Genomic DNA, 20,383 nt, shown 5'->3' on the forward strand with positions numbered 1-20,383 from the left:
CTCCTAACTTGTTATTGTCCGTGCGACCTCAGGTCGCACGGACAAAAATGGTTTAGAATAAAAGCTCCATTCCATTAAATGGCAGATATCTGCATCTAATCTTTCGGTTATCAATAGCGAATACTTATTATAGTCTCATAGCACACACCATAATCTTCATTATCTCTTCACAATTCAAATTAACCTTTACTATTCAGTTATTTAAAAATTACCGCACTTCATTTTTCCCCTATCTTTGTTAGTTATTATTTCATCATCAATCAAGGCAACGTTCATTCAGCCGACTTAACCTTTCAGGGGATATGATGAAAAAACTAACCAAAGCGATTATTACATGCTTGATGATTGGCTCTATAGGTAGCGGCGCATACTACTACCAAGCTCAGAACGCTCAACAAGAAATGGTGTACACCACTGACATGGTGCGTAGAGGCAACATCAAGGATGTCGTGCTGAGCAATGGTGTGCTTTACCCAAATAAATTGGTTAACGTCGGTGCTCAAGTCTCCGGAGAAATTGAACAAATTGCTGTCGAGTTAGGTCAAGAAGTCCAGCAAGGAGAGTTGATCGGACAGATAGACAGCCTCACTCAACAAAATGAGCTAAAAGAAGCGCTTGCTTCTCTCGACTCTATCGAAGCGCAAATTCGTGCTAAGCAAGCCATGATCAAGAAATCAACCTCCACCTTTGAGCGCTATAAGTCGATGCTAAGTAACAAGGCGTCATCACAAGCGGATTACGACAGTGCTGAAGCAGAGCTTGCTATCTACGAAGCTGAATTAGATCAGCTAGTTGCAGAAAAACAGAAAGCCGAAATCAACGTCGATACTGCTCGTCTAAATCTGAGCTACACCACGATTGATGCCCCAATGAGTGGCACTGTGGTGTACGTTTCAGTAGAGGAAGGACAAACGGTCAACACCAATCAATCTACCCCATCCATTGTTGAGATTGCCGATCTCGATACCATGGTGGTACGTGCTCAAATTTCTGAGGCGGATGTTATCCATGTCAGTGAGGAGCAACAGGCTTACTTTTCGATTCTTGGCGAGCCAGATACACGCTTTAGTGGCGTATTACGCTCAATTGAACCGGGCCCGACCTTAATGAACGGTGATGATAGCAATCTAGAAATTGGCGACAGCGATGCGATCTACTACAACGCACGCTTCGAGGTGCAAAACCCAGACAGACTCTTACGCATTGGCATGACAGCTCAGGTGTCGATTGTTCTTGATAGTGCGGATGATGCTTTGATGATCCCAGCGCAAATACTACAAAACTCTGGCAAAGATGGCTTTCAAGTTCCTGTTATTCAGGGTGGAAAAGTGGAGCTAAGACAGGTCGAAGTTGGGCTTAACAATAATATATATGCAGAAATAACATCTGGCCTTCAAGAGGGAGATGAGGTGGTGGTTGGTCAAGCCTCGTCAACCGCGTCTAGCGATATGCCCATACGCGGCCAAGGCCCAATGAGGATGTAAGCGATGAATAATCCACTACTAGAAATCAAAGGCGTGAGCCGAGCGTTCCAATCTGGCGATCAAGCACTCACTGTGCTGAACAACATTGACCTAGCGATAAATCGAGGCGAGATGGTGGCGATTATCGGCGCTTCTGGCTCAGGAAAATCTACATTGATGAACATTCTTGGTTGTCTTGATAAACCATCCCAAGGCCAATATCTGATTGATGGTCAGGATGTCTCAAATATGGATGCTGATCAGCTTGCACAACTAAGACGAGAAAACTTCGGCTTTATTTTCCAGCGCTATCATCTACTGAGTGACTTAACGGCGCTTGAGAATGCAGAGATCCCTGCTTTGTATGCGAATACAACCAAAGAGCAACGCCGTGAGAAAGCCGAGCAGCTACTCACTCGATTGGGTTTAGAGGAGCGCCTTGATCATAAGCCCAATCAATTAAGTGGTGGTCAGCAGCAGCGTGTGAGTGTCGCCCGAGCACTGGTCAATGGTGGCGATGTGATCCTTGCTGACGAACCGACAGGTGCGCTCGATAGTCACAGCGGCAAAGAGATGATGCAACTTATTCAGGAGCTTCACGCTGACGGACATACCATCATTCTTGTTACTCACGACCCTAAGGTTGCCGCGTTTGCTGATCGAGTCATTGAGATCAAAGATGGTCAAATCATCCAAGACCAGCAAAACCACGATAAACCTAAATCAAACGTTGTCGCTAAAGAGAACAACGCGATCCAAGATCACAACAAACAACTCAGCATTTTTCGCTATCTAGAGGCGTTTAAGATGGCGTTGCTTGCGATGTCTAACAACCGTCTACGAACCTTTCTGACCATGTTAGGGATCATCATCGGTATCGCCTCGGTGGTATCGGTTGTGGCAATGGGTACTGGCTCCCAGCAAACCATCCTTGAGAACATGGCAAACATGGGCACCAACACGATAGAGATAAAACCCGGAACTGGCAGGGGTGATAAACACTCGGGTCGTATCCGAACGCTTACTGCGGATGATGCCAAAGTGCTCGAAAACTTTGCATTTGTTGATAGCGTGACACCAACAGTACGAGCGAATGGTGCCATTCGTTATGCCAGTGAAGCGCATACAGGAAGCGTTGAGGGAGTGGGTTTAGACTACTTTCGAGTTAAGGGGCTTGAGCTCGATAAAGGGCAGTTTTTCAGTCAAGAGAGTATCGATTCGCTCGAGCAAGTGGCGATCATTGACGCCAATGTCGTAACCGATGTATTTCAGGGGGAGGACCCGATTGGTAAGGTCATCTTTCTTGGTCAATTGCCTGTGCGCGTCATCGGTGTCACCGCAGAGCAAGATGATAGCCTTACCAGCAGCGATACGTTGAATGTTTGGCTCCCCTACTCGACAGTATCGGGCCGATTACTTAACCAAAGCTATGTTAACGACATTACGGTAAGACTCAATGACGAGGTATCAAGTTCAGCGGCTGAACAGGCGATTATCACGCTCATCAAAGTGCGTCATGGTGCCGAGGATTTCTTTACAGTCAATACAGACGCTATTCGCCAAAACATTAAGAAAACCTCATCAACCATGACCATGCTCATCTCAGCCATCGCCTTTATCTCGCTGGTTGTTGGCGGAATTGGGGTAATGAATATTATGTTGGTGTCCGTTACCGAGCGCACGAGGGAGATAGGCATTCGTATGGCCGTCGGAGCCAGACAAACCGACATCCTGCGCCAATTTCTGATTGAAGCTGTGTTAGTCTGTGTTTTAGGTGGCTTGATGGGAATAGGCTTGGCTTACTTTGCTGGCTTTGCATTAGGGTATATGGGTAGTGACATTCGAATGATTTATTCAACAAGTTCTATCATCGCAGCATTCAGTTGCTCGACTTTAATTGGCGTTGTCTTTGGATTTCTACCCGCGAGCAATGCCGCCAAACTCGATCCAGTAGAAGCACTAGCGCGAGATTAAACCAAAAACGCCCCATTCCTTATGGTGTGTGTGGCGAACCTTTACTAGGACAGAACATTGAAACTACTCTACAAATTCTTCTTCACTTTCTGTGTGACTAGCTTTACATCGGTGGGATTAATGTTGCTGCTGGTCACGCATAACTTATCTACGGGTTTCAATGATTACGTGGAAGCTGAGGAATTAAAGCATGTTGCCGCGCTACAAGAGCAATTGACTCTTTTTTACGACCAAGAAAAGAGCTGGGAGTCGTTAAAACAAGATGACGCATTGTGGAAAAGTATTGCTAACTTTCATCGAAAAGCAGACCAATCAACACAAGAGGCGGAGAGCGAATATAGCTTGGGTCGCTTACTTCACGTACCGAGACGAGTGAGTCTTTTTGATGCCAATAAAGAGGTGGTGATCGGGCGTAAAGAGTTTCACCCCGATGCGCGCAACCAGCGCATTCTGCATAATGGTAACTTAGTGGGCTACCTCTCATTCATACCCGCTCAAATTAATAGCTACAGTGCAGAGAATGAGTTTCTGGCCAAACAAACCAGAAATTACTACACCATCGCACTTGCTGTGGTTGTTCTGTCATTTGTTACTGCATGGGTTTTCTCGCGACATCTTGTCTCACCCATCAGTCGCCTTATATCTGGTACCTATCGAATGATTCGAGGCGATTATCAAGTTCGCGTTGAGAAACAGAGCAAAGATGAAATTGCTCATCTGGCGGAAAACGTGAATATTCTGGCGCAAACCTTAGAGCAAAACCAAAATAACCGATCGGTATGGATGTCGGATGTTTCGCACGAGCTTAAGACACCATTAACCGTGATGCGTGGACAACTGATGGCCATTCAAGATGGGGTTTTCCAAGCCGATGAAAAGCGCATTCAACTAATGGTGGATCAGGTGGATTCATTAAGCCGCATCGTTAACGACCTGTACCAACTCTCTATCACCGATGTCGGTGGACTCTCCTATAAAAAAGAGGTGGTGCAGCCAGTACAATTGTTACTGGAAGTGTTGAGCGGATTTGAAGCAAAACTCGATCAAAAGCCACTTTCTGTTAACTGTTCGACGTTAACCCCCCTGCTAAACAATGAACGTTGTCAGATACTTGGCGATAGTGACCGCCTGAAGCAGCTATTTACTAATTTATTGGAAAACAGCTACCGATATACGCATGCTAAAGGGCAAGTGAACCTAATTGCTCAGATTGAAGATCAAGACCTCACATTAGTCTTACAAGACTCGGCGCCAAGCGTACCTGTTGAGATGCACAACAAATTGTTTGATCGTTTCTTCAGAGTCGAGTCCTCTCGAAACCGCGAACATGGCGGTTCAGGGCTAGGCTTGGCTCTGTGTAAACAAATTGCCGAAGCGCATCAAGGCATTGTTATTGCTAGTAATTCTCCACTTGGTGGCCTAAAAGTGACCATCCGATTACCACTGTTTAAGGAAGTAAACCTATGACGAAACCTCAAGTTTTGATTGTCGAGGATGAAGCTCATATCGCAGAAGTTCTGGTGGCGTATTGCCAAAACAGTGGCTTTGAAGCAACACATCTCGCGAGTGGTTCAAACGTCATCAACCATATCAGAACTCACCATGTTGATATGATGCTGCTTGATTTAATGCTGCCAGATACCGATGGCATGGATATTTGTAAACAGGTTCGGGCATTTTCTCAACTGCCAATTATTATGATTACGGCAAAAAGCGAAGAGATTGACCGACTGCTGGGGCTTGAGTTTGGCGCCGATGATTATATCTGTAAACCATTCAGTCCACGCGAAGTCATCGCCCGCATCAAAACGGTGCTGCGCCGAGTGACACCGATAAATTCGGCAAATCAGCAAGCATCCATGATCATCGACTCTGGTTTTGAAATGAAGCCTGATGAGTTTGAAGTTCGCTTTGAAGGAGCTTTAATTGACCTGACGCCACAAGAGTTCAAGATCCTAAAACTGTTTCTTGAGAACACAGGTCGAGTGTTCAGCCGTGACGATATCTTAAATCGGGCTTATTCAGACACGGCTGATGTATCGGATCGCAACATCGACACTCACATCAAGAATATTCGTAAAAAAGTAGGCCAAGTCTCTACGGGCGAATCACCAATTCGCTCTGTTTATGGTGTTGGTTATAAGTTTACTCAACGAATTTGAGAGGTAAGTATTGCAGCTTCAGATGTGCTCGTAACTCGTATTGGGGCAAAAGCTTGCTACAACAAAAGACAGAATAGACAAAAAGCATCGAAAAGTTTCGAACTTTATTGTAACTTTTTGCTTTGAGTTAGCCTATTGAGTGGCATTGAGTTTTGATCTTTATTGTCAATTCTTTGTTATAGCGTCACGTAGCAATCAGCCCCGCGTAACAGAAAAGTTTCAATCTTTGTTGTTCACCGACATTATTAGCTGTCAGTCATCGCTGATTTAAACACTCTGTCATCCACTCTTCCACTTCATTGTCGAGCCAAGCAACAGCTCTTTCTCCTATAGGTGCGGGCTTAGGAAATGAGCCCTCACTTATCTTGCGATAAATAGAGGATCTGCTTAACGCAGTCTTTTTCATGACTTCTTTTATTTTAAGAAATCTCATTGGTATGCCTTATTTATAATTACTCGCGAAAATGTATACCTTTGTGACTTCAAGGAACCACATTAGTTAGGTGACCTTTGAGAGACTTCCGCTCTAGAGGTAAAATTGAAATCTAGTGGCCATCTGATACCCGTATATTCCTTCTCTGATATATCGAATGGTACGACCCAAAGCTGATGCCCACCTCCCAACTCAAAGGGGAAATGCAGTGCTTCATCAAAGTTATCTTGGCTAGGGTAAATAAGCACTACATCCTGTCCACTTTCATCATCCGCAAGGTATTTTTTTGCATAAGCAAACAGTTGGTAAATATCCGATTGGGAGATATTTGAATTACTTAACTTGGTATTGAGGAGCTTCCACTTCGTATCGAGTACGACTTGATTGGTGCTCCCTTCCTTAATGATCAAGTCCGGGCGTAAACTGAATTTGTTTCTACCGTCATAACGGGCAAGGTATTCACCAGTAACTTGTGTACTAACACTGAGCTTAGGATGGCTGACCGCTAGTTGTTCTTTTAGAACTTTAGCAACGTAGTCTTCAAATACCTTTTCCATCGGGAACAAAAGAGAAGCTGCGTTAGCACTACCTTTCATCGTTTGTGGAGAAAAACCTTCTAAGATTAGTCGACACCAGTCTAAAGGTATTTGGTAGTAGCTCATCCCTCTATCAAGCCTGACTTTCGAAAAATCAACGCTGTAGTCCTTACTCTCTGGTATTTCATTGAATACAAAGTCTAGCTCTTGTAACAACTTCTGATTATCTGCACTCCGCGTATAGCCTTTGACTCGTTTTAGAGCACTATGCATTAACCGGTTTACGGGACGATCGAGTAAGAACTCATCGTACTCACAGTAAAATTTATGCTTACTAATGGAGTTATGCCTAACTTGTTTTCCTACATTCAGCTTCCCCTTTAAAAAACCTAAATTGTCTTCTCTACGTACATAGTCACTTCTTAAGCCACGTTTTACGAGCGTGTTCACCGACTGTAAGAACTGGCCTATAAATACCTCTAACAACGGCATTCTTTGGCGAGTAATATTAGCATTCGAGCTTTGAATATGTGAGAAACCTTTCAACGCACGTAACATTACTAGTAGTGTGTACCGAGCTTTCACATAAGCGTCATCATAGTTGTTGTCACTACCTTCATCTGTGAAGCCTTTTCCGATTTTAGGCAAGATTTCAATTTGCGTTTTATCTGGCGTGAACATAACTCCTGCATAGTTTTGAACTTGCAGAACTTCCATACCATTTCGACGACGTAATTGGAGAAGGTTTCTTTCATTCTCATTACTTAAGCAAAGCTGCTTGAGATATTGATAGGCTGATACAGAGATAGCTTGAATGTGTGAAGATGTAGTCTGATCTTTAAGCACATCTTCACTCACTAAACAGTCATACTCGAAAAGAGTGATTTCTTGCTTGGCTTTCACTAAGCTTACTCGCTATCTTTTGCGTAGATAGTTTTAAACGCTGTCGGATTTTGCCAAACAGTCCCTGCCCCAAAAGGCTTGAATGAGTATGTCACTTTGCAATCCTCATACAACTCTAATCCATGTTCAGGGCCAAATAACTCACTGTAGGAGTCTTCAGTTCTTTTTAAAAATTGTAGTCTGTCATCTTGTTTCAAACTGTCACCAAGGACTAAACGAATCTTGCTCCAATCTTCATAAAAATACTCTTCCAATAGTGGGATTATCTTGTTCTTAAATGCTGACTGTAGCTCGATAAACGCCTTGCCTTCATCAACTTCATTGAAAACAGGGAACAAGAAAGCATGACCAAGCGTATGCTCTCGGTCATAGAGAACTTCAATTCGCTTGTTAAGTGTTTCGAGCAATTTAGATAAATTGATGCCCTTAACTTCTTTATCAGCAAAAAGCGCGGGGTTTGGCATCATCTCTTTAAAGTCGAAACGACGACGTAATGCTGTGTCCATCATTGCCAATGAACGGTCCGCCGTGTTCATAGTGCCGATGATATATAGGTTATCTGGCACTGAGAAAGTATCACCAGAATAAGGTAAGGTGACTTCTAGCGGCTCCTGCGCACCATTGCGCTTAGAAGGTTCAATTAAGGTAATCAGTTCACCAAAAATTTTTGAGATATTACCTCGATTGATCTCATCGATAACTAATACATAGTTTTGGCGTTCTGTTTTGACTTCGCGCTTACTATGCGCAAGTTTTTCTAAATGCTTGATCAAAGCAGAATAGTAAGGGTTCAATCCTCCATTAATCACTCGATCACCATGAAAAATGTCTTTTAAGGTTTTTACACTCAAAGAATGGGTTGATTCGCCTTTGTCTTTTTCGAAGCGAATTGTGTTGTTATCGACATCAGTCACTCTGAAAAACGTACGAACGGTGTCGACTCGAACGCCCTCTTCTAGTTCAGACAAACTATTTAAAAAACGCCCCCACAATGTATCAAAATCATCTTTCTCATCCGTGGTTTTGGTTTCTTGGTAGTCCTTAGCTTTTTCACAGAGCGCCTTAAATACACCCTCTTTTTCATAGTAAGAAATTTGACCGCCTTCTGTTTTAGCACTGAGTCCTTCCACAAACTCTTCATACCCATAGCTTTGATGAAATGTGACAAAACGAATTCGACCAGCGGCAGTCAGTGCTTTGTATTTTTTCGTTAGTGAGCCTCTTTGCTCTTCTGATACACCGGTTTCAGGATCAATGTTTATGCTGGCGTAAAAGTCAGGATCAGCGGCTTGAACTGCGGCTTCAATAGTATGATAGGTTTTACCAGTGCCTGGCGGCCCATACAAAATTTGGTTAAGCGGAGAGATGATACTGTGACTACTATATTCATGGTTCATTTGGCTTTCCTTCTCACTATCATGCTTAACTCTCAGTTCATCTAAACTCATCGAGTAGTATGGTTGCAGAATGCTCTCTTCAAATAGCTTTAGGTCTTGTTTTTGCTGGTATACCTTTGCAAGAGTACTGTTATAGCTTGGGGCCCAACCTTTACTTGGGCCTGCGTACTTTTGTAACTCTGACAAAGAACGGACTAACTCATACTTTCGAAACCTCCAACCATGATCTAAAGGAGATTCATCATCGAACATAGCCTCTCCAGTGACTCGTACCAAGGCCTTTAAATAACCGCTGCGAGAAAGGCTTACGATATCACTAACTTTGACTTCCTTGATAAAACGACTGCCCTGACTTTTTGCTGTTTCGCTATGTACAGCTAGATAGTTATTTTCGTCTAGCCATTGGGATACGCTTTCAGATATTTCGTTGAAACCATGGGAAACTTTCCAAATATTAGGGATAGTTTGTAGTGGGTCTTTGTTGACTAATTTATACCCTTGCTTTTCAAAAAACCTCTCAGCTTCAGACGTATGACACTGACTGTGGTGGACATCAAAAATCACACTGTAGAGTCTTTTTGCTGGATACAAATTGCCGTCAATTTCAACAAAGTGATGAAAGTCCTTTTCGTAATAACCATCTTGCTTCAACTGAGTTACGGCATCCTCAACTGACCGCTTTGAAACGTCCATACCTAGCCTCTTTCCTTACTATTATTCTTGATTTGTCCTGTTCTAACAGGATTTTGATAAACACAACTATAGTTTTGATTGAATGATTGCTGCCTTTATAGGCATTGTGCACCTGCACCTAAGAAATATTCGTAAGTTTCGTCGAACAGTGCCTCTTGAGGGAAATAAAACACTACGCCATCTCTACCTCTTGTCATCAGTACCCGGTAACTATTAAGTTTTATTTGATAGGGGTCTCTCACTTTTTGATTCCCCTTGTAAAGTTGCCACCCTCTCCCGTCAAAAATAAAGTCATCAGCCCAAACAAGAATCGGCATATCAAGCTCTAAACCTTGGCACTTAAATTCATCGATGGTCCGCTCAAACTGACAACACGATTTTGGAGCACTCACATCATCATGAAACCATGGACCGACAGTTTCTTCAGTGTACTTCGTATTACTGGAAGAACTTAATAACCCGTACTTCTTGGCTGTGCCTTGGTACCTGGTTCTGCAATACCTTTTAGCTTTATCCAAATCTCTGGTTAGATAGATATTGAAACCGTCTTTAATCGTCTGCTTAGCCAGCGCAACATCCGGCTTATCATTCAAAACACCTTCCACCCACTTAGGATATAAACTTGCGCTATGAGATCGTAAAGACTGATCTAAATTTAGCAATGGGTTTACTCGAACACGATTACTGCTCATGAATTGAAAATGATGCTCTAACGCTGGTGGGCAAAAAACAATCCAAGGCTCTTCACTACTTTTCAAAGCATCACACCAAAGAGAAATACCCACCTCTTCACCTACATAAATCTCTTGTCCCTCTCCAACTAGAGCGACATAGTGACAAGGCGTTTTATCTTTATCTTTATCTTTATCTTTATCTGCGATCCTGATGATGCAAGAAGGCTCCGACATTTGGTAATTCTTGTTTTTATTTTCGTCCCACATCCTCTGAGCTTCATCAAAAACAACCAAATTAGTATGAGGGGTTGTACGTGGCTTCATGTATTCGCGTTTAAAGTCTTTCAACGCGCGAACAAACGTTTTGTCATCAAGAGCATATTGCAAGACATCTACCAGCGGGCCATTCCCAGATAGAAACTGACCTCTTTTGTTCCGATGTACAAACTCCAAACCCAGCAACGTCTTCCCTGCTCCAGGAACACCAGTAACCAGGGTTAATACACTCGCCCGATTTCTATTTCCTTCGCTCTCAACCCAAGCAGTAACTTTATCCAACTCATCAAGCGCTTCATAAATCCCTGCACTCTTAGCACTCTTTAGTTCTTCTATTGGGTTGTTTTGAAATATCTCTACCGCTGCATCTACTAGATTAGGTAATGGTGCATAGGGCGATTCAAGCCACTGTTTTAAATCAGTGTTAGTAGGAGCGCCCGTTAAATACTTATCAAGAAAGGCTTTGAGTTTATCGCTAGATAGGATTGAGATATTACTTTCGATATCCGTTAATTTGCCGGTGGATTGAGTCAAAACCAAACCGGCAATCACCTCTAGCTCGGCGCTTTCATGATGGTAATTACAGAGATCTCGATAATAGCCGCACAGCTGATCATAATCCGCTCGCTGATAGCGATCCTTCATTTTGAATTCTAAAATGAATAGCTTATTTTCGACTAGAAGCAGAACATCAGGCCTACGCCCTCCTTCCATTGGTAGAGCATACTCAAAAATAACATAGCCATCAGATTGGGCACGCTTGGAGAGTTCTTTCTGAAGATGATGAAAACAATCAACCCAAGCTCGTTTCTGAAGTTCACCGAGCTCTAAGCCAGGGAAGTTAATACAAAACTCAGAACACATGTTGGCCAACCAGTTTTCTTCTTGTTCTTGAAGAAAGACATCAATCCTATTTGCATAGCAATAAGTCATTCACGGTCCTCTTCAGTTTGCTTGCAACTTTGCAACGATAGGAACATCAGCTGCAGCCCAATCTAAAGAAGTTAGTTCATCGAGATTTAACCACAATGCTTGAATATGCTCAGTAAGTACTATCTTTCGGTTTTCGACAGGACATAAATAAGCGTGCATCGTGATATGAAAGTCAGGGTAAGCATGCTCAACCGTCATGAAATAATCTACATGTTCGATATTCAGATGCAGCTCTTCATTCAACTCTCTTTTAATGGCTTCTTCTCTCTGCTCACCTACTTCCACTTTCCCGCCGGGAAATTCAAACTTCTCATGGATATAAGCTAACTTTGAAGGACCGCGCTGAACACACAAAGTTTTATCTTCATGTTGAATAATGGCCGCTACTACTTCTATTTTTTTAACCATATTCACTTGCCCCTAACTATTCTTCTTATAATTCTCAGCCTGCTCTAGCACGCCTTTGTATACATCATCGTTGGCGACTGGTGGGAAGCCGTATTTGTGTAGCAGTAAGATTAAATCCACTTTCAATTTGGCTTTTATATCATCGCGCCCTGCCCAGTCTGGATATTGGGCGACATTGTCTACTGTGGTTTTCATCTCCTTCGCCAGTTCGAGCATCTTGTCATCGTCGTAAGTGAAATCGTACTTCTTGCGCATGTGGTTCAAGATATCGAGGAACGCTTTCTCTTCTAGGTCGATACCTAGGTCTTCAAACGAGCCCATTTCTTTCACGATATCAAAGATAATGTCCGTCATTTCTTGAGAGAAGGTATCGAACTCCTCGCCATTCAACACATCATTTTCACGACGTTCGTTGTATTGCTCCACCAGCGATTGGAAGCGCTTAGAGAAGTTCATGCCTTGCAGCTGGTTGACCTTTTTAAAATCACTTATCGCCTTCTCTAACAGCTTTTGAAGCAACTGAATCTTGGTGTTTGGCAGCTTAATCTTGTTGATACGAGCTAGGTAATCTTCGTCAAAAATATCGATAGCTTCGGCGTGCTCATCACCAATCGTAAAGATCTCTTCTACTCCATCGGCACGAAGTGCTTCTGCCACTAACTCACGAACACGTCTATTCATTTGTGCCGTGTCTGGTGCATCACCTTTGGTTAGCTTAAAGATGATAGAGCGCACTGCGATATAGAAGTGAATTTGGTCACGCTCTTGCTGAGATAACAATTCACTACCACAGCAAACATCATAAGCCGCCTTCATACGGCCGACTAAAGCCATGAATCGAGTTTCGCCTTTCTTGGTTTGAAGGATGTATTCTGCCGACTGATTAAGGCACTCTAGCTGCTTACACGGCTCTCCTGTGTAATAACCGGACGTATCGAACTTGTGGAACATCTGCCTTAACAGATCGAGATGGTTCTTCACCTCAATGACAGAAAAACGAATATCTTCAAAGTTAGTCTCATCAGCCTTTGAATACATTGCTAAGGCTTGATTCATTCGCGACTTGATACCAATGTAATCGACAACCAGCCCTTTCGCCTTGCCTTCAAACTTACGGTTAACACGTGAGATGGTTTGAATCAGGTTGTGTTTCTGCAACGGCTTATCGATGTAGATAGTATCCAATTCAGGAACGTCAAAACCTGTTAACCACATGTCGACTACAATGGCTATTTTGAAATTCGACTTAGGACTCTTAAACTGCTGGTCGAGCGATTTTCGATATTCCTTGGTTCCTAACAGGCTGTACTGATCAGGATCATCGTCTTTGCCGCGCGTCATCACCATTTGCACCATCGCAAGTGGCTTTAACTCTTCTTTCTCTTTATCAGTCAGCTCGACGCCATCAATTGATAGCTTTTCCTCAAACCATTCTGGCCTTAAGATTTTGACTTGCTTATAAAAATCAAACGCGATTTCACGACTCGCACAGACAAACATCGCCTTGCCCTTTATCGTAGAACCTTCTTTAACTCGCCCTTCATAATGTTCAACAAAGTCTTTCGCCAAAGCTTCAATACGGTCAGGGTCGCCAAGAATCGCGTTCATATTGGCAGTAGCTTTCTTACTCTCTTCTATCTGATGTTCATTGGTGCCAGCTTCTGCGCACGCTTGGTAGTATTTCTCTACCTCTTCAAGCTTGCTGTTATCAAGAATGACTTTGGCTGCTCGGCCTTCATAAACAATACGAACCGTAATTTCATCATTAACCGATTCTGTCATGGTGTAGCTGTCTACTGCATCACCAAATACATCAAGGGTGGCATCTATCGGCGTTCCGGTGAAACCAACGTAAGTCGCGCTTGGTAGAGAATCGTGCAGATACTTAGCAAAGCCGTATGTCTCTTTCACATCGACGGCTATACCATCTTGATATTTGATCACCACTTTCTTATCGAGGTTGACCTGTGAACGGTGAGCTTCATCGGAAATACAGATGATGTTTGTACGCTCTGAAAGCAATTCGATGTCTTCGGTGAACTTATGAATGGTAGTCAGGAACACACCACCACTCTTGATGCCTTGCAGCTTGTCTCTTAAATCTTGACGGCTTTTAACTGGCACAACCATCTCATCACCAATGTAATCAGAGGCATTACAGAACTGTTTAGAAAGCTGATCATCGAGATCGTTACGGTCGGTAATAAGTACAATGGTCGGGCTTTCAAAATCGATGCTTTTCATCAATAGGCGAGATAGAAACTGCATGGTAAAGCTCTTACCACACCCTGTTGCACCAAAGTAAGTACCGCCTTTACCACTACCGTATGGCTTACGTTCTTTGTCTATGTTGTAGTAAAGCTTACGCGCTGCGTAGTACTGCGGGTAACGACAACAGACTTTTATCTCTTTCTTAGAGGTATCAGGGAAGAAGACAAAGTTCTTCACTACATCAAGTAATCGAGTTTGGTTAAACAACCCGGCAATCATGGTGTAGAGGGAATTAATACCCTCTTTTTCGGTAGACTCGTTGCCCGTTACTTTGCGCCACGCGTAAAAAAACTCATACGGCGCAAACAGGTTACCCATTTTGTTGTTCACACCATCACTGATGATGCACATCGCGTTGTAGACGAACAGCTTGGGAATATCACGGCGATAACGCACACAGATTTGCTTCCATGCATCAAAAATGGTCGCGTCTTTCTCTCGCACGGCACTTTTAAATTCAAACACCACCAGCGGTAAGCCGTTCACATAAAGGATGCCATCAGGGATTCGAATTTGTTCATCGACCCCCTCAATCTCTAGCTGGTTAACGATTTTATAGATATTGGTATCAGTCGGGTCTAGGCGATATGTTTCTAAGTAACTAACATTACCCTCTGCAACTTCTCTATCAGTATTATCTGATTTAGATTTATTCTCTAGCAACGGGACAAACATCAAGCGTAAGGCTTGTGCCAAATGTCTTGTATCGATTAACTCAATATAGAGGTCTTTCTTTGAGCGATCTTCACGCTTAAACAAGAAGCCATTCGTTAGCCATTGGCAGAAGGTTTTATTGCTATGGTACAAATCACTGGCAGGCAACGTTGAGATCATACGAACAATGGTGTCGATTTCGCTCTCGGTTATACCATCGCCTCGGTACTGCTTGGCAAGGTAGCGTCGTAAGTCATCGACAATGAGTACTTGTTCTTTGTCTTCACGCGCTATTTGTTCACCCACTACGTGTGGGTAGCCTTGCTCACCCAATAGCTCAATAATGGCCTGTTCTAATTTGGCTTCTGTGAATTTTAAGCTCATCGCCTTTTCCTACTGCTGTTTGACGTTGTTTGTTGTTTTCTAAATTGAGTTATTTAAATTTGTTTTGTAGTAACTCGGTTTCGGGCTTTGTTCCATTTTCTCAACACCGCAGATCTTGTCACCTCCGCAGAATCAGATATATTTTGAATAATATTTCTGAATTAAAGCGAACATATTACGCTTACGCTTGTACGTGGTAGCGAGTTGCGCCACCTGACTATAAAATGTCGCCAATTGAGTAGGATGCGATTTCAGCATATTCTCTAAACGTCGAAGTAACTCTAAAGCTTGATCGTAAGCCGTATTATTGGTCTGTTCGATATAAGATGAGACTGCTCGCAGATAATAATCCAGCGTATTTTCAGGTTTATCATCCACAATTTGATCGGCAAGCGAAATAAGTCCTTGTATTGATATTTTATGTTCGGCAACCCATTCGCACGCTTTGTCTAATTGCTGGTTATCGATATAGAACAGAACCAAGGCATCCGTACGATCAGAAGCTTGATTATAGCGGTCTGGTTGTTGATAGGCATTGGCAAGTAGCAGTTCAGTGCGGGAGAAAAATTCAACATCATCAATTTGGTAATTGGCTTTAAACTTCGCTAACTGTTGATAATATTGAAAGCTTGGTGATTGTTCTAACAAACGGTTAGCTAATACCCATGCAGAATGGATTTCACCTAGTTCAACATAAAGACGGAATTGAGCTTGTTCGCACGCACGAAGTTCATAATCACTCGCCATTTTTTTCGCCTTAGCTAACCAAAACTCAGCTTCTAACGGCTCTTGCTCATCAATGAACATATCAACAACTTCAAGATAATCTCGACACGTTCGTGCTATTTTTTGTTTAATTTCCGCCACTTCACGCCAATCGGAGCTGTGTTTCATTAACGGAACTGCCCATGAGCGTAAGTTCCAGCTACTCTCATCTTGCGATGCTTGATCTATCGCTTGGCGGCATAAGGTTAGAAAGTGGGTGTTAGATTGCCAAATCGCTCCAAAACTCTCTTCAATCGAAGGAAATACGTCAAATTCATAATGGGTCAAACGCTCAAACATCCACTGCGCTTTCTCTTGCTCACTCCAATTAAGCTTTGCCAGCGTCTTTGGCATGTGTTCGTTAATCATGCTTTCAATGCCATAACGATCGCCATTGGAGTCATCAATTTGCTCTAGCACCTTATTCAACCGTTCAACAAGGTAGTTGATTAATTTCCATTGATGATCGGCGTTAATGCTTTGCATTGATTCAATGATCATGTTCAATTGAATTTCTGCTGAGTTGAAATAATCATGGCTTTCTCGCCAATCCCAGAGCTGTTCTCGCGGTAAGGCTTGGGTAACCAACTTTTTCAGCTCGCCATATACGGCTGGCTTTTCGCGTATTTCAATTTTTGTCAGCAGTGCATTCCATGTGTACTCATCTTCTTCTAGGTATTCGAGTAGCATCTCTACCATGGCCTCTTCACCAAGGCTTTGCAGGTGATTTTTTATGGTATCTCGTTCACTACTTTGGTTTAAAGCTTGTTCTTGGTCTTGTAGGCAAAGGGCAACCGCCACGCCGTGCTTGCACAACATTTGATATTGCGCCGCAGGGCAAGTACAAGTGCCAACCAGATCGCCAGTGAAATCGAGGCTCACTTGATAATTGAGGCTGCCTTTGACCTGTGCGGTCGCGGTGTTGCCAACAAGGTTAAGCTTGCGTACTGCACCACTGCGTGAAAGCAAGATGCCTTTTTGCAAAGTGCTTGTTTCACACAGTGTCGTCAATTCAGAAATGTCGATTTCACGAGTATTAGTTGCGTTCATTATATTATGGTTCCACCTACGCTTTGCTTTGTTCTATTTCGGATTAATCTAATTCCCACCTTCGTTATCTCAGAACCGAGGCGCGAGGTATCTGAGATCTCGCTTTTCACCACCGTCAAAAACGAGATTCCTGATAAGTTCGTTCCTCACTTTCTGGAATGACGAAAGGTTACTCTGCTAGTGCTTTAGCTTGTTCTACTTGCACGTTTTCTAAGTCGATTTCGCCGGAAAGCAATTTAGGAAGTAACGTATCGCGTAACGATTCCAAAGTTGCATTCTGTGCTCTATTTTGAGGAATCAACTGATAAAACTTATCGACGATAGCGGAGAAAGCTTCACGTAGCTCAACTGGTGGTACAGCCATTTCCCAGTTCATGATTGCAGTCTTATCACCTCGCGGCATTTTTGCGCCTTTCGAGGTTCTAGTCATGTACTCGAAGAATGTATCTTGATAGAGCAAGTTCATCAGGTATGAGTCAGTATTTTCACTAACTGATTCAAAACCAAGAACATCATTGGAGCGACCACCACTTCCCTCAGCAAGCCAGATCTTCTTAAAGTAAGGGCGGATGTTTGAAACTAAGATATCTCCCGACTTATATGCTGCGACAGTTTTAGCTGTTGGAAGCTTAGATGCAGCGGTTACACCTTTCTTTTCAGCGAGCATATTCTCTGTAGAGATGTAATTTTCAAGTGAAATTGTGTCGGTGTTGGTTCTTGCTGAACAGTATTTTGCTACGTTGCTCAGTGTGCCTACATCCCAACCTTCTGGGATCAACCCTAGCTCAGACTCAACGAGCTTTTCTGGAAAAAGCGAGGCAACTTCTTTTGAAAGAAAAGGCGCATCCATCCCTTTTGGCTGTTCGCCATTCATTTTGGCTTTTACTGGGTCAAAATCGACAAACCAAGATTTGAAAAGCGTTTGTGCCATTTGCTCTAGGGTTTGGTTGATTTGGTTGTTGAGTGACAACTTCTCATTCATTGATTTGAGAATTTCTACTGTATTGCGTTGCTCATCTAATGGTGGAATCCTGATGTCAAAATCGGGTAGCTCCTTTAGAGCAATTCTATTAACAGTTGCACCATGATTTGTTCGTTTCTTTATTTCAGTTTGGAAAGCAGGAGCCAAATATGCATAAAGTAAATACTCAGGAAGAACAACGTCTAAATCAGGTCTCAACAACCCCATTCTACGACCTAAACATGCCTTGATACCACCAGGCATCAAAGCGGCTTCACCTAATCGAGTCTCATAAGAAAATAAAACATCTCCTTCTCGTGGAGTGACTCTCTTAGTCCATTTAGTGAACTGCTCTTCACTCACATGAGCCGATTTTGAAAGATCGAGCTGTCCCCCTTCCAAGCTTGAAATACTTAGAAAGTAAGGACCTGTATCTATTTTTTTTGGTGTAGCATGAGGACCATCAAATACTTCAGCGACCCTCCCAATTTTTGTAATAAAATCACTCCCCATAACCCAACGCCTCCAAGTTCTGGCGAATGGTTTTGTCTAGCTCTTTGGATTGATTCATTTGGCTGTACAGGGTTTGTGAAAGCTCGCTCATCTTGGTTTCAAACGGAATGCCATCATCTTCCACTTCGGCTGCGCCTACGTAGCGCCCCGGAGTCAGTACAAAGTCATTGGCCTTAATATCAGCAATGGTGGCTGATTTGCTAAAGCCAGCTTGGTCTTCGTACTTCTCTACTTTGCCGTCGCCACGCTCAATACGCGCTTTAAGTTCTGCTTCATCACAGCGCCAAGCGTGGTATGTATCGGCAATCAGCGCGATATCATCTTTAGTCAGCTCTTTATTGGTGCGGCTAATCATGGTGCCCATTTCACGAGCATCAATAAACAACGTCTCTTTTTGGCGGTTACGGAAACCTTTGGTGGTGTTTTCGGTTTTGTCTTTAGTGATAAACCAAATACATACAGGGATCTGCGTAGTAAAGAACAGTTGCCCCGGCAGAGCAATCATACATTCAACGCGATCGTTCTCGATAAGCTGCTGGCGGATCTCCCCTTCACCGGAAGAATTTGAACTCATAGAGCCGTTCGCTAATACAAAACCAGCAGTGCCTGTTTCGCTTAGCTTCGAGAGCATGTGCAAAATCCAACCGTAGTTGGCATTGCCTGTTGGCGGTGTACGATAGCCAGCAAAGCGCGCATCGTCGGTTAGCTCGGCTTCATTACGCCAACCTTTAAGGTTAAACGGCGGGTTCGCCATGATGTAATCGGCTTTCAAGTCTTTATGCTGGTCAGCAAAAAAGGTATCGGCTGCACGCTCACCCAAATTGCCCGATAAACCACGAATGGCTAAGTTCATCTTCGCCAGTTTATAAGTGGTCGAGGTAAGCTCTTGGCCATAAATAGCAATATCTTTGGTGCGCCCTTCGTGCTCTTTAATGAACTTTAAAGACTGAACAAACATACCGCCGGAGCCACAAGCTGGATCGTAGATCTTACCTTGGAAGGGTTCTAGCATTTCAGCTAATAGTGTTACCACTGACTTAGGCGTATAGAACTCGCCACCACCTTTGCCTTCGGTTGCTGCAAACTTACCTAGAAAGTATTCGTAAACACGACCGACTAAGTCTTCTTCGCTCATGTCACATTCGTTCGCCAGCGTATCAATGTTTTCAATGCTGTCGATAAGTGACGCCAGCTTTTTCACTTCCAGACCTTGGCGCGAGAAGTAGTTGTCTGGCAGAGCGTCTTTCAAGCTTGGGTTGTTTTTTTCGATAGTCGATAAAGCGGTATCAATGATGATAGCGATATCATCTTGCTTAGCGCGTGCTTTAACAAATGACCAACGCGCATCTTCTGGTAAAAAGAAGATGTTGTCTTGTTGGTAGAACTCTTTCATCTCAACAAAAGCTTCTTGCCCGTCGTCTATCATCTTCTGACGGCGTGCTTCAAACTTGTCGCTGATGAACTTTAAGAACACAAGGCTTAATACCACGTGTTTGTATTCAGATGACTCAACACTGCCACGCAGCTGATTAGCGGTATCCCAAAGGGTCTCTTCAAAGCCTTTGGTCGCTTTTTTAGTTTTTGAAGCGGGCTTAGCTTTTGAGGCAGTTTTCTTGTTAGCGGGTTCTTTTGCCATGTTCTTAATTACTCGAATAATGTAGGACTCTGCTTTCAAGCGCAGACTATTGAGGGCGATTATATATGAAATTGAATGAGTTGAATTGATAAAGCTCCGATTTTAGGCGCTTTTTACGTGCCTTAAGATAAGGAAATATCCAAATGATCGAGCATTTTAAAAAAGCCACAAAATTCGTTTAATCTTTATAAATAATTCAGTGGCTAGATTAGCAGCACTTAACAGTCTTGTAGGCACTCTGCATGAGCTTCACAACATTTGATTGATTACCCCAAGGTAAACATGCCTATCTCCGCA

The 20,383-nt window shown here is 43.1% G+C and carries 13 protein-coding genes; 4 read left to right on the forward strand and 9 right to left on the reverse strand.

From position 1 onward, the window contains the following. Positions 1-302 precede the first annotated feature (302 nt). The 4 genes from AB4209_RS16870 to AB4209_RS16885 are packed head-to-tail and all read left to right on the forward strand — an operon-like array spanning position 303 to position 5,599. Positions 303-1,484: an efflux RND transporter periplasmic adaptor subunit gene (locus tag AB4209_RS16870; RefSeq protein ID WP_372056546.1), complete on the forward strand. Its 1,182-nt coding sequence runs from the start codon at positions 303-305 to the stop codon at positions 1,482-1,484. 3 nt (positions 1,485-1,487) lie between these two features. Beyond that, entirely contained in the window at positions 1,488-3,437 is a 1,950-nt protein-coding gene (locus AB4209_RS16875) for a MacB family efflux pump subunit (RefSeq protein ID WP_372056548.1), read from the forward strand. Positions 3,438-3,494: 57 nt separating this feature from the next. After that, complete coding sequence (locus tag AB4209_RS16880) at positions 3,495-4,904, forward strand: ATP-binding protein (protein WP_372056549.1); 1,410 nt, start codon at positions 3,495-3,497, stop codon at positions 4,902-4,904. Next, the gene (locus tag AB4209_RS16885) at positions 4,901-5,599 is read left to right on the forward strand and encodes a response regulator (protein ID WP_102333411.1); all 699 of its coding nucleotides are present in this window, start codon (positions 4,901-4,903) and stop codon (positions 5,597-5,599) included. Before AB4209_RS16880 ends, AB4209_RS16885 begins: the two co-directional genes overlap by 4 nt. A gap of 256 nt (positions 5,600-5,855) precedes the next feature. Here AB4209_RS16885 and AB4209_RS16890 read toward each other — a convergent pair whose 3' ends face one another. The 9 genes from AB4209_RS16890 to AB4209_RS16930 all read right to left on the reverse strand — a co-directional run bounded on the left by AB4209_RS16890 (position 5,856) and on the right by AB4209_RS16930 (position 20,086). Continuing rightward, on the reverse strand, positions 5,856-6,032 hold the full coding sequence (locus AB4209_RS16890) for an AlpA family transcriptional regulator (RefSeq protein WP_371714996.1): 177 nt from the start codon (positions 6,030-6,032) through the stop codon (positions 5,856-5,858). Positions 6,033-6,094: 62 nt separating this feature from the next. After that, entirely contained in the window at positions 6,095-7,471 is a 1,377-nt protein-coding gene (locus AB4209_RS16895) for an McrC family protein (RefSeq protein WP_372056551.1), read from the reverse strand. Positions 7,472-7,476: 5 nt separating this feature from the next. Further along, positions 7,477-9,561: an McrB family protein gene (locus AB4209_RS16900; RefSeq protein WP_372056553.1), complete on the reverse strand. Its 2,085-nt coding sequence runs from the start codon at positions 9,559-9,561 to the stop codon at positions 7,477-7,479. 95 nt (positions 9,562-9,656) lie between these two features. Further along, entirely contained in the window at positions 9,657-11,444 is a 1,788-nt protein-coding gene (locus AB4209_RS16905) for a DNA/RNA helicase domain-containing protein (RefSeq protein WP_372056555.1), read from the reverse strand. 12 nt (positions 11,445-11,456) lie between these two features. Further along, positions 11,457-11,852 (reverse strand): (deoxy)nucleoside triphosphate pyrophosphohydrolase, encoded by a 396-nt coding sequence (locus AB4209_RS16910; RefSeq protein WP_102393898.1) that lies wholly within the window; start codon positions 11,850-11,852, stop codon positions 11,457-11,459. A gap of 12 nt (positions 11,853-11,864) precedes the next feature. Next, on the reverse strand, positions 11,865-15,161 hold the full coding sequence (locus AB4209_RS16915; protein ID WP_372056557.1) for a type I restriction endonuclease subunit R: 3,297 nt from the start codon (positions 15,159-15,161) through the stop codon (positions 11,865-11,867). 132 nt (positions 15,162-15,293) lie between these two features. Then, positions 15,294-16,976, reverse strand: coding sequence for an SWIM zinc finger domain-containing protein (locus tag AB4209_RS16920; RefSeq protein ID WP_372056559.1), 1,683 nt, complete (start codon positions 16,974-16,976; stop codon positions 15,294-15,296). A 169-nt stretch (positions 16,977-17,145) separates the two neighbouring features. Next, positions 17,146-18,450, reverse strand: coding sequence for a restriction endonuclease subunit S (locus AB4209_RS16925; protein WP_372056561.1), 1,305 nt, complete (start codon positions 18,448-18,450; stop codon positions 17,146-17,148). Further along, positions 18,440-20,086, reverse strand: a complete 1,647-nt coding sequence (locus AB4209_RS16930) for an N-6 DNA methylase (protein ID WP_372056563.1) — start codon at positions 20,084-20,086, stop codon at positions 18,440-18,442. The genes AB4209_RS16925 and AB4209_RS16930 overlap by 11 nt, the downstream gene beginning before the upstream one ends. Positions 20,087-20,383 lie beyond the last annotated feature (297 nt).

The sequence above is a fragment of the Vibrio sp. 10N.286.48.C11 genome (genome assembly GCF_041469805.1).
Taxonomy (GTDB): domain Bacteria; phylum Pseudomonadota; class Gammaproteobacteria; order Enterobacterales; family Vibrionaceae; genus Vibrio; species Vibrio crassostreae_C.

What these genes read in the sequence shown, in the direction of transcription:
- AB4209_RS16870 (WP_372056546.1), top strand. Translation starts at nt 303, where the DNA reads ATGATGAAAAAACTAACCAAAGCGATTATTACATGCTTGATGATTGGC.
- AB4209_RS16905 (WP_372056555.1), bottom strand. Translation starts at nt 11,444, where the DNA reads ATGACTTATTGCTATGCAAATAGGATTGATGTCTTTCTTCAAGAACAA.
- AB4209_RS16930 (WP_372056563.1), bottom strand. Translation starts at nt 20,086, where the DNA reads ATGGCAAAAGAACCCGCTAACAAGAAAACTGCCTCAAAAGCTAAGCCC.
- AB4209_RS16885 (WP_102333411.1), top strand. Translation starts at nt 4,901, where the DNA reads ATGACGAAACCTCAAGTTTTGATTGTCGAGGATGAAGCTCATATCGCA.
- AB4209_RS16920 (WP_372056559.1), bottom strand. Translation starts at nt 16,976, where the DNA reads ATGAACGCAACTAATACTCGTGAAATCGACATTTCTGAATTGACGACA.
- AB4209_RS16915 (WP_372056557.1), bottom strand. Translation starts at nt 15,161, where the DNA reads ATGAGCTTAAAATTCACAGAAGCCAAATTAGAACAGGCCATTATTGAG.
- AB4209_RS16875 (WP_372056548.1), top strand. Translation starts at nt 1,488, where the DNA reads ATGAATAATCCACTACTAGAAATCAAAGGCGTGAGCCGAGCGTTCCAA.
- AB4209_RS16910 (WP_102393898.1), bottom strand. Translation starts at nt 11,852, where the DNA reads ATGGTTAAAAAAATAGAAGTAGTAGCGGCCATTATTCAACATGAAGAT.
- AB4209_RS16890 (WP_371714996.1), bottom strand. Translation starts at nt 6,032, where the DNA reads ATGAGATTTCTTAAAATAAAAGAAGTCATGAAAAAGACTGCGTTAAGC.
- AB4209_RS16925 (WP_372056561.1), bottom strand. Translation starts at nt 18,450, where the DNA reads ATGGGGAGTGATTTTATTACAAAAATTGGGAGGGTCGCTGAAGTATTT.
- AB4209_RS16900 (WP_372056553.1), bottom strand. Translation starts at nt 9,561, where the DNA reads ATGGACGTTTCAAAGCGGTCAGTTGAGGATGCCGTAACTCAGTTGAAG.